Source organism: Psychrobacter sp. Sarcosine-02u-2, assembly GCF_002836335.1.
Classification (GTDB): domain Bacteria; phylum Pseudomonadota; class Gammaproteobacteria; order Pseudomonadales; family Moraxellaceae; genus Psychrobacter; species Psychrobacter faecalis.
The window spans coordinates 17,157-27,481 of sequence record NZ_PJBX01000118.1; the positions used below are offsets into that span (position 1 = coordinate 17,157).

Annotated in this window: 8 protein-coding genes and 1 pseudogene; 4 read left to right on the forward strand and 5 right to left on the reverse strand. The window is 43.5% G+C overall.

Going from position 1 to position 10,325, the window contains the following annotated elements; all coding sequences use genetic code 11:
• Positions 1-29: 29 nt before the first annotated feature.
• The 4 genes and pseudogenes from uvrA to CXF58_RS02745 all read right to left on the reverse strand — a co-directional run bounded on the left by uvrA (position 30) and on the right by CXF58_RS02745 (position 5,486).
• Complete coding sequence (uvrA, locus tag CXF58_RS02730) at positions 30-2,564, reverse strand: excinuclease ABC subunit UvrA (protein ID WP_102076503.1); 2,535 nt, start codon at positions 2,562-2,564, stop codon at positions 30-32.
• 333 nt (positions 2,565-2,897) lie between these two features.
• A complete protein-coding gene (locus CXF58_RS02735) occupies positions 2,898-3,281 on the reverse strand; it encodes a VOC family protein (protein WP_102076504.1) in 384 nt (127 codons plus the stop codon).
• A gap of 288 nt (positions 3,282-3,569) precedes the next feature.
• Positions 3,570-4,496 (reverse strand): annotated as a pseudogene (locus CXF58_RS02740) (bestrophin family protein).
• A gap of 117 nt (positions 4,497-4,613) precedes the next feature.
• On the reverse strand, positions 4,614-5,486 hold the full coding sequence (locus CXF58_RS02745) for a LysR family transcriptional regulator (RefSeq protein ID WP_102076505.1): 873 nt from the start codon (positions 5,484-5,486) through the stop codon (positions 4,614-4,616).
• A 145-nt stretch (positions 5,487-5,631) separates the two neighbouring features.
• Here CXF58_RS02745 and CXF58_RS02750 point away from each other — a divergent pair, with 145 nt between their 5' ends.
• The 4 genes from CXF58_RS02750 (at position 5,632) to blaCARB (ending at position 9,329) form a co-directional block, all read left to right on the forward strand.
• A complete protein-coding gene (locus tag CXF58_RS02750) occupies positions 5,632-5,949 on the forward strand; it encodes a DMT family transporter (RefSeq protein ID WP_228706520.1) in 318 nt (105 codons plus the stop codon).
• A 205-nt stretch (positions 5,950-6,154) separates the two neighbouring features.
• The gene (locus CXF58_RS02755; RefSeq protein ID WP_102076507.1) at positions 6,155-7,279 is read left to right on the forward strand and encodes an S-(hydroxymethyl)glutathione dehydrogenase/class III alcohol dehydrogenase; all 1,125 of its coding nucleotides are present in this window, start codon (positions 6,155-6,157) and stop codon (positions 7,277-7,279) included.
• A 143-nt stretch (positions 7,280-7,422) separates the two neighbouring features.
• Positions 7,423-8,256 carry an S-formylglutathione hydrolase gene (fghA, locus tag CXF58_RS02760; RefSeq protein ID WP_228706521.1) on the forward strand — a complete coding sequence of 278 codons (834 nt, stop codon included), beginning with the start codon at positions 7,423-7,425 and terminating at the stop codon, positions 8,254-8,256.
• A gap of 176 nt (positions 8,257-8,432) precedes the next feature.
• Positions 8,433-9,329, forward strand: a complete 897-nt coding sequence (gene blaCARB, locus CXF58_RS02765; protein WP_102076509.1) for a CARB/PSE/RTG family carbenicillin-hydrolyzing class A beta-lactamase — start codon at positions 8,433-8,435, stop codon at positions 9,327-9,329.
• Positions 9,330-9,588: 259 nt separating this feature from the next.
• Here blaCARB and CXF58_RS02770 read toward each other — a convergent pair whose 3' ends face one another.
• Positions 9,589-10,179: a recombinase family protein gene (locus CXF58_RS02770; RefSeq protein WP_102076510.1), complete on the reverse strand. Its 591-nt coding sequence runs from the start codon at positions 10,177-10,179 to the stop codon at positions 9,589-9,591.
• Between the last annotated feature and the right edge of the window lie 146 nt (positions 10,180-10,325).

Here is a 10,325-nt window from a genome sequence, read left to right on the forward strand (position 1 = left end):
ACACTATCATAAGAGGTTTGCGACGGGCACTAGAGGCGCATGAAAGGTGCGGTTCGGCTGATCTTCGACTCAGCGACTGTTTCAGGTAATCCTTGCGCCACGATATGGCCACCTTCACCACCTGCACCAGGGCCGATATCAATCACCCAATCACTACTACTAGCAACCTGCATGTCGTGTTCGACCATGATAACGCTGTTACCGGCATCAACAAGTCCATTCAATTGCGCCATCAACATCGAGACATCTTTTGGGTGCAAACCCGTTGTTGGCTCATCTAGGATATACAGCGTATCGCCGCGCTGCGTTCGCTGCAATTCAGTGGCAAGTTTAATACGTTGGGCTTCACCGCCAGATAGCTCAGTTGCTGGTTGGCCAAGTCGTAAGTAGCCAAGCCCGACTTGTAGCAAGGCACTTAATGCTCGCAAGATAGCAGGGTCGTCTGCAAAGAATTCATAAGCTGATTCAACCGTGAGCGCCAGCACATCGGCGATGTTTTTGTCACGATACGTGACCTCTAGCGTGTCCTCATTGTAGCGCTGTCCGTGACAGACTTGGCAAGGCGAATAGACGCTAGGAAGAAACAGTAGCTCGACACTCACAAAGCCTAAGCCTTCACAATTAGGACAACGACCTTTAGTCGTGTTGAATGAAAAACGCCCTGCGTTGTAACGACGAGATTTTGCCTCGCTCGTTGACGCGAATAGCTTACGGACATGATCAAACAGTCCGGTATAGGTAGCAAGGTTTGAGCGCGGCGTACGCCCAATAGCTTTTTGATCGACGGTTACCAGTCGTTTGACATCATCCATACCCTCAATGATTTGTCCACCGGTTGGCGTCTCCAACTCTTGCTCAAGTAAATCGGCTTCGCCAGTTGGAGCTTCAACCGTTTGTTTTTGTCCTAGAGCCTCATAAACGAGCTCTACCAAAGCTTGACTCACTAGACTCGACTTTCCTGAACCTGATACACCCGTGACAGTAGTCATCACACCCAATGGAAAACCGACATCCAGCTCTTGTAAGTTATTACGCGTAATCCCTGTAAGTTTAAGCCACGCTGTCGGCTCTCTTGGTGTGCGTTTTACGATAGCGTCAGTGCTGAACAGATAGCGGCTGGTATGCGAGTGAGTCACGTCGCGCAATCCCTCTACAGGACCACTATAAATCACCTCGCCGCCATGAGTACCCGCATTGGGGCCAACGTCTACGATCCAATCAGCGTGTCTGATGACGCTCACATCATGCTCGACGACAAACACTGAGTTACCAGCGGCAATGAGCTCATCTAAGGCACTTAGTAATGCTTGGGTATCTGCTGGATGAAGACCAGCGGATGGTTCATCTAGTACATAAACCACCCCAAAAAGTTGTGAGCGAATTTGAGTGGCTAGGCGTAAGCGTTGTAGCTCACCAGGAGATAGTGTAGGTGTGGTGCGCTCAAGTGATAAGTACCCCAAACCCAATAGGGTCAGTGCTTTTACCCGAGATAACATATCACTGGCAATGCGCTGAGCGACGATAGCCTTTTCACGATTTGCCATATTGTCAGTTGGGACTTTATTGGCCGCAGTCTCAAGCTTGCGCGCCAGTTCGATAAAGGTCAGTTGCGACAGCTCCCCAATATCAAGTCCTGCGAACGTAACGGATAGTGATTCTTTTTTCAGTTTTTTACCATCACATTCTGGACATACAGAGATTTGCATAAACTGAGAAACGCGCTTTTTTGTCAATGAGCTCTGAGTAGTGGCAAAAGAATGCAGTATGAAGCGCTTTGCACTCGAAAACGTGCCCATATAGTTGGGCTTTTCGCCGCTCTCAATCGCTTTTCTTACTTGCTCAAGGCTGTATTCAGGGTAGACAGGAACGGTTGGGGTTTCATCTGTAAACAAGATCCAATCGCGGGTTTCTTTTGGCAGTTTATGCCAAGGCGTGTCAATATCGTAGCCGAGTGACACCAGTATGCGGCTTAGGTTTTTGCCTTGCCACGCTGGTGGCCATGCTGCGATAGCACGCTCTCGAATGGTTTTGGTGTTATCAGGTACTAGTAACTCTTCGGTGACTTCAAACACGCGGCCAATACCAGAGCAAGTAGGACAGGCACCCTCAGGTGTATTTGGCGAAAACGCATCGGCATACAATATCTCTTGACCAGTAGGATAATCTCCAGCTCGTGAATAGAGCATGCGTAGCCCGTTTGAGATAGAGGTAACACTGCCCACTGATGAACGCACTGAGGGCGTACCTCGTTGTTGTTGTAGAGCAACTGCTGGCGGCAGACCTTCTATCATATCAACATCAGGCTCATCAACTTGATCTATCAATCGACGCGCATAAGGGGATACTGAATCTAAATAACGACGTTGTGACTCAGCAAATAAAGTGCCAAAAGCAAGTGATGACTTACCTGATCCTGATATACCGGTAAAAACGACCAGTGCATCACGAGGTAAATCTACATCTATATTCTTTAAGTTATGAACGCGAGCTCCCCTGACTCGAACACTGTGGTCAGTGTCACAGAGAATGTCTTTATTGATATGTTTATTGTTATTGGTGGCCATAAACAGGCGACTCCTATTGAATTGTATTTCTTGATTTTAAATATATTTGGATTTTGCTCATTGACGTTTGCAGTCATGGATAAGTGTTATTTATCTATTGATATTCTTTATAAAAGGTTGAATGTAATAAGAAGAATTTTAACATTTTGTTGCTATTACAGAGTCTGTGCGTTACTTACATAGTACGCGGACTCACATAAATAGACAGGGTATCAAGTGTTATAAAGCTGATTTCAATGACGAAAAAGGGTCCTGCAAAATTTGCAGGACCCTTTTTCGGTAGTATTGATACTAATATTAGCGGTTACGAACGAGCGGTCCGTAAGACTGCTGTTATGCTTCTTTGAAGCAATAAACGGCAAGCTTATTACCATCTAGATCACGAACATAGGCCGCGTAAGCGTTAGGCGCCCAATCGCGTGTACCAGGCTGGCCTTCATCTTGAGCACCAGCGCTCAATGCTGCTGCATGAAATGCGTCAATAGCAGCGCGGCTTGGTGCTTCAAAGCTCACCATATTACCATTACCAACACTAGCTGGTTGACCATTATTAGGTTTCATAACAAATAAAGATGGTGCATCTACGCCCCATATTGAACCATTATCACCTAGGTCAGCAATACGTTTAAGCCCTAGAATCTCTAAAACGTTGTCATAGAATGTACGTGCTTGATTAACATCGTTAGTGCCAAGGGTAACGTGAGTAAAAATGCTCATGTGTTGTTCTCCGGTTGTGGATGATTTTTTATCAATAGTTTTTCTATCGAGTTGCAGCAAGTTTGCCGCGTCGTCTGTCGATAGAAACCATCATACGTTATTTCATATAAAAGATAATAGGTCTAAAAAGAAAATGACTTTTACCATAAGGTAATAATAATTTTTATTAATAGAGGCTCGTATATCTACTCATGTTTGAACAATGCCATTATTTGTTCCGTCACCATCAAGACTGTTTATATAACTACTCAGCCAGAGACTTAAGGCTAACTGCTTACGCAAAATAATTTACTGTAAGTAGCCATTTTTAGATTTTATATCGGGCGGCAGATCGGTTTCTCCCAGTGCCTCTAGTAAGTTAATTTCGATGGTACGCGACAGAGCACTCAGTGGTAGATTGTTAGCGGCCAAGCCAAAAGGCGATTCCAACTCCTCACTAAGAGCATCTAAACCAAAAAAAGTATAGGCGATCACTGCACAGACAAACGGAGTAGCCCATCCCAGAGATGACACCAAACCAAAAGGCAACATAAAGCAATATAAGTAGGTGGTGCGATGTACTAACAGCGTATAAGCAAATGGTAGTGGCGTATAATGAATGCGCTCGCAGGCGGCCAAAACTACAGTCATAGAGGTCAGCCGTTCATCCATGTTCTGTACTAGAAATTCCTATAATAATCGCTCACGTCGGCTATAACCGACCTTTTTCCCCATCAGCCGCAGCAGGTACTCGGGCAGATTTTGCGCTTGGCGCATGCTGAGGTGATGCTCGGGTTCTACAAAACGATCAACGTCCTGCCAAGGTTCAGTGTCACGTAGTCGATGGCGCAGAGCATGAGTAAAGGCGATGGTTAGGTGAATCATACGGCGCTGGGTTTGCCGTCCAGTCTCCGTTTCTTCATCCATAAATGAGAGCACTTGGCGGGCCAAGCTACGAGCATCCACTACTAGCTGACCCCATTGACCCCTAGCTTCCCACCAGCGTTGATAGCTGGCATTGTTACGAAAGCCGAGGAACAATGATAAAGCAACCCCTAGAAAAGTGAAGGGAGCCGTACTATAAGAGGAGAAGAAGCCTGGAAACCAGTACTGGATGCCTGCTATTAGAGTGCTAAGCAAGATGGTGAGAAAAATCTGAGGATAAATTTTTGGTAGGATAGAGCCGCGCAAGGTAAAAAACAGCTTGAGTGCGTTCGGTTTTTGCTTGACGATCATGTCAGCCTCCTAACGATCGAGTTGGTTAGAGTAGTGTGCAAGACCTCCAAGTAATTAGATGATTTATCTTTCGAGGTGCGAGGCCTTAAAGTATGGGTAGTTCTTACTATCACCCAGTTAGGGTTTAGATAAATGTGCTGCTAAATAATCTAGTAGCAGCCTAATTTTTGGCGACAAATGGCGATTATGAGGATATAGAGCCCAAATAGCTTCCTCAGGTTCCCTAAGATTATCCAATAAGCTGACCAGCTCCCCCGATTCTAAATGCTTTTGTACGTAGTAATCAGGTAGCTGCACAATACCCAATCCCTTTATAGCCGCATCGACTAAACTATAACCGCTGTTATAACGCACGCTACCTGTCACTCGAATGTTTTTCTCTTTACCAGACTCTTTAAAGTGCCAGTAGTCTAGCGTCCCCAGCAGACAGTTATGTTGACCAAGTTCGGTCAGAGAATGCGGTATGCCGTATTTCTCAATATAGGAGGGCGCCGCACAGACAAAATTAGTACGACTACTGAGTTTTTTTGCCATCATAGTCGAATCACGAAGCTTTCCAATGCGAATGGCTAAATCATAGCCCTCTTCAATCAAATCAACCTGCTGATTACTCAAAAAGGCAGTCACTTCAATATCACTATATTGCACCATAAAGTCATTCACCAATGGCATCAATTGTTGTTCACCATAAGTGACAGGAGTTGTCAGTTTAATCATGCCTTGCGGTTTTGACTGCAAATTAGTCACCGCTTGCTCTGCGGCATCGAGACCATCAAGTACCCCGCGGCAGTGCTGATAAAAAACACGGCCTTCTTCTGTTAGCGAGACCTTACGAGTCGTTCGGTAAAGTAATTTAATATTGAGACGTTGTTCTAAGGCGCTGACTTGTCGACTTACTTGAGCGGTCGAGATGCCTATTTTCTTTGCAGCTTTCGTAAAACTCTCGTATTCAGCCACGTAAACGAACTCACTGATACCATCCCATTTCATCATTATTACCTATATGCAAAAGATAGTTTCGAATATAGCATATTATCATCTAATCAGAAATAGATATAATACAAGCATAAATTCAAACAGGCTCCAGTTCATTGCAACTAAAGCTTGCTAATACAAGAGGTGCAAAATGAGTTGGATGTTTCTTTTTTTCGGAGTGGTTGCAGAAGCTTTATCTCACGTTGCATTAAAACAGACGGATGGCTTCACTAAGCCGTTAGCAAGTATGTTAGTTCTGTTAGGACATCTAGCTGCATTTGTTTTTTTAGGACAGGCTATGAAAGGAATGCCGGTTGGTATTGTTCATGCGCTATGGGCAGGACTTGCGATAGTGACGGTAACGGCATTGTCTGCGGTTATCTACCGACAACATCTCGATTTGAGCACTTGGATCGGCATGGGGTTGGTTGCAGTAGGCGTTGCTACCATTAGCCTATCACAAGGGCATAGCCATTGATGTAAAGTAGCAACGAAGTACTGTATCCTTTTAAGTAGCTGCATTTGATGGGGCTAAAAGATAATAGTAAAGCAGTAGAACACTCATATCACAAAATGGTAAGGTAAATAGAGATCAAATTTTTCGCTCAGCTCAACATGGTGTTCTAGAAATATGTCTGAGTTGAACAGGGACAACAATCAACTAACCAAAAAGAGAGACTCTTATGTCAGATAAATTTATTAAATCGAAAGCCGCCATTGCTTGGGGGCCAAATCAGCCGCTATCTATCGAAGAAGTGGATGTCATGCTGCCGCGCAAAGGCGAAGTCTTGGTAAAAATCATCGCTAGCGGCGTTTGTCATACCGATGCCTTTACCTTATCTGGTGAAGACCCAGAAGGTGTATTCCCAGCGATTTTGGGTCATGAAGGTGGTGGTATCGTTGAGCAAATTGGTGAAGGCGTCACCAGTGTCCAAGTTGGCGACCATGTCATTCCTCTATACACCGCAGAATGTGGTGAATGTAAATTCTGTACTTCAGGTAAAACCAACCTATGCTCAGCAGTGCGCGAGACTCAAGGTAAAGGTCTGATGCCAGACGGCACAACGCGTTTTTATAAAGATGGTCAGCCAATTTACCATTACATGGGTTGCTCAACTTTTTCTGAATATACTGTCTTGCCAGAGATCTCATTGGCTAAAGTCAATAAAGAAGCGCCATTAGAAGAAGTTTGCTTGCTAGGTTGTGGCGTCACGACTGGTATGGGTGCGGTCATGAACACTGCAAAAGTCGAAGAAGGTGCTACGGTCGCTATCTTTGGCATGGGCGGTATTGGGCTGTCAGCGGTCATCGGTGCTGCAATGGCAAAAGCCAGCCGCATCATTGTGATTGATATCAATGAAAGCAAGTTTGAGTTAGCCAAAAAACTAGGCGCAACTGACTGTATTAATCCAAAAGATTATGACAAACCAATTCAGGAAGTCATCGTTGAGTTAACCGATGGCGGTGTTGATTATTCGTTTGAATGTATCGGTAACGTCGATGTGATGCGTTCCGCGCTTGAGTGCTGCCATAAAGGCTGGGGCGAGTCGGTTATTATCGGCGTGGCTGGTGCAGGTAAAGAAATTTCAACCCGTCCATTCCAGTTAGTGACTGGTCGTGTCTGGAAAGGTTCAGCATTTGGCGGCGTGAAAGGTCGTACGGAATTGCCAGGTTATGTTGAGCGCTATCTAGCGGGCGAAATCCCATTACAGGATTTCATTACTCATACCATGCCATTAGAAGACATCAATGAAGCGTTTGACTTGATGCATAAAGGCGAGAGTATTCGTACGGTTATTCATTTTTAAGAATGAGTCATCATGATCTTTTTTAACAAATAATCGGTCATTTATAGGTGATTAACATTAAGTAGTTATGTTGTCATGATAACAGTGCTGTCTCTTTTTGGGGGCAGCATTTAATGTTTTAACAGAGGTGTTTTAGTATGTCCATAGAGAATATTAGTGTCAATAAAAGTTTTGGTGGCTGGCATAAGCAGTATAGCCATCATTCAAAATCATTAAATTGTAGTATGCAGTTTGCTATTTACTTGCCGCCTCAGATGGGCAGTGGTACAAAAGTCCCTGTCCTTTATTGGTTGTCAGGCTTGACCTGCACAGATGAGAACGTCATGCAGAAGTCTGGGATACAGCGTATTGCTGCAGAATTGGGTATCGCTATTGTCGCCCCAGATACTAGCCCTCGTGGTGAAGATGTTGCTGATGATGCAGCCTACGATTTAGGTCAAGGGGCAGGATTCTACGTTAATGCTACTGAGATGCCTTGGAGCAAGCACTACCAGATGTATGATTATGTGGTCAATGAGTTGCCTGAGTTAATTGAGGCATCGTTTCCAGTATCTGATAAGAGAGCCATTTCTGGTCATTCGATGGGTGGTCTTGGTGCGTTGAACATTGGCATGCTTAACCCAGAGCGTTACCGCTCAATGTCTGCTTTTAGTCCTATCAGTAACCCTGTGAATTCTCCATGGGGACAAAAAGCTTTTACTGCTTATTTAGGTGAAGATAAAGCCAATTGGCTGAACTACGATCCTAGTGAGCTCATGAAACGAGCAACTGAATTAGTTCCTGCTAAAGTAGATCAGGGTGAGTCTGACAACTTCCTTGTAGAGCAGCTCAAGCCAGAAGCTTTACTCGCAGCTGCAGAATCAAACGATTATCCTTTAATGTATCAATTGCATGAGGGCTATGACCATAGTTACTATTTTATCGCCAGCTTTATTGAAGAGCATTTGCGCTTTCATGCCAAACATCTAAGTCAGTAAACTGAACAACTGATGAAATATTTTTAGCTAACCGTAACACTATCAGTAATAGTGTTACGGGACTGATTTCGAGTATGGTAGCTATACCATTACACCGTATAGGCAAGGCATATTGTTTTCAAAGGGTTTGCGTTATAACTGTAGATCATATGCCTTCAAAGGAAACTCTAATCATCATGCATTTACTCCAAAACAAGATTAAAATTTTTAGCACACTAATCACTATTTTTTGTCTTACGCTATCATTACACGTCAATGCAGCAGGCTCACTAATTGACTCTGTCAAAAATGCTGAGAATAAATTGGGTGCTCGAATCGGCATGGCTGTGCATGATTTAGAGACCGAGCAACGCTGGGAGTATAGAGCTGATGAACGTTTTCCTTTAAGCAGTACTTTTAAAACACTTGCTTGTGCCAATGTTCTTCATAATGTTGACTTAGGTCAGGAAAAGATAGATAGAGTCATAAGGTTCTCTAAAAGAAATCTGGTTACTTACTCTCCTGTGACAGAAAAGCAGGTAGGCAAAAAAGGTATGTCTCTTGGGGAGTTGTGTCATGCAACCCTGTCAACCAGTGATAATTCAGCTGCCAACTTTATTTTGCAAGCCATAGGTGGACCTAAATCTCTCACTCATTTTTTACGTTCTATTGGGGACAATACAACGCGACTTGATCGCTGGGAAACTGAGCTGAATGAGGCGACACCTAAAGATAAAAGAGATACCACCACACCAATGGCAATGATAACGACACTTGAAAAATTAGTGGTGGGAGAAACATTATCTACTGAGTCTCGTCAACAACTGCAATCTTGGCTTAAGGCTAATGAGGTTGGTGATGCGCTGTTTCGTAAAGGTGTTCCAAGTGACTGGATCATAGCAGACAGAACAGGCGCTGGCGGTTATGGATCACGTGCGATTACGGCTGTAATGTGGCCTCCAGGTCGCAAACCTATCATCGCCGCTTTATACATTACGGACACCGATGCTTCGTTTGAAGATAGAAACGCTGTGATTGCGAAAATCGGTATAGAGATAGCAAACACAGTGTTGATAGAACGTACTCTTGAATAATCTAATGAATAAGGATGAAAGGTAGATCAAAAATAGTTTAATTTACTCGCAAAAATCTCATTTTGTGTACATTTTAGCTATATTGATAAATCAAACCATTGATCAATATAGCTCACAATTGAAGGTTTAAGTTCTCACTAGATAGCAGCCCTTCTTCCCATAACAGCGCTTATGGTAAATAAGAATAAAGATCCAAAAGCTCACTGCATGTACACAACGAAGTACATTTAGACTACCTTATTCACTCCAACTATAACTGTTAGCTCTGCTTTAAGACACGATAAACGGTAGCTACCCCAACACCAACCGCCTTAGCGACTTCCTCTTTTGTCATATTGTTTTGACTATCTAATTCTCTAATACGATTGTGTTTCGTTGTATTAGGCTTCTTACCAGTGGGCTTATAGCCACTGTTCGCCAATCCCTGCTTAATACGCTCTCTACGTTTGTCGTTATCAAGCTTTGCCATCGTTGCTAATAAGTCGATCAGCATATGATTAATCACTGTTAGAATCTCACCTGTCATACCCTTACTTACCATATGCGTTGTTGGTAGATCAGCCACTACCAATCGTAAACCCTTATCTTTGATGCGCTGCTTTAGAATCGAAAAATCATCTTGAGATAGCCTGCTTAATCTATCCACGCTTTCAACTAGTAGAATATCGCCTTGCTCAGCGTCCTTTAGCAGCTTAGCTAATGCTGGTCTATCGAGCTTCGTACCACTGAAGTGCTCAACGTAATCAACATGGTTGTCATCATAATCTCTACTGAAAGTAATCAATTCCGCTAATGCTCTAGTAGCGTCTTGATCCTTAGTGCTAGCTCTCACATAAATACGCACGGTCATAACGCTATCCCTATTACTTAGACTTAATAATTAATGTTCATTGATAATAGCAAGATATTACTATCATTTAATAATAGAAACAAGTCTAATGATAGATAGGTTATCGTTTAGAAGTTTTATGTTTTATGTATAGTGCAATGGGAAGA

Coding starts and splice junctions, on each gene's coding strand:
- CXF58_RS02750 (WP_228706520.1), top strand. CDS start 5,632: ATGTTTCTTTTTTTCGGAGTGGTTGCAGAAGCTTTATCTCACGTTGCA.
- CXF58_RS02755 (WP_102076507.1), top strand. CDS start 6,155: ATGTCAGATAAATTTATTAAATCGAAAGCCGCCATTGCTTGGGGGCCA.
- blaCARB (WP_102076509.1), top strand. CDS start 8,433: ATGCATTTACTCCAAAACAAGATTAAAATTTTTAGCACACTAATCACT.
- uvrA (WP_102076503.1), bottom strand. CDS start 2,564: ATGGCCACCAATAACAATAAACATATCAATAAAGACATTCTCTGTGAC.
- CXF58_RS02770 (WP_102076510.1), bottom strand. CDS start 10,179: ATGACCGTGCGTATTTATGTGAGAGCTAGCACTAAGGATCAAGACGCT.
- CXF58_RS02735 (WP_102076504.1), bottom strand. CDS start 3,281: ATGAGCATTTTTACTCACGTTACCCTTGGCACTAACGATGTTAATCAA.
- CXF58_RS02745 (WP_102076505.1), bottom strand. CDS start 5,486: ATGAAATGGGATGGTATCAGTGAGTTCGTTTACGTGGCTGAATACGAG.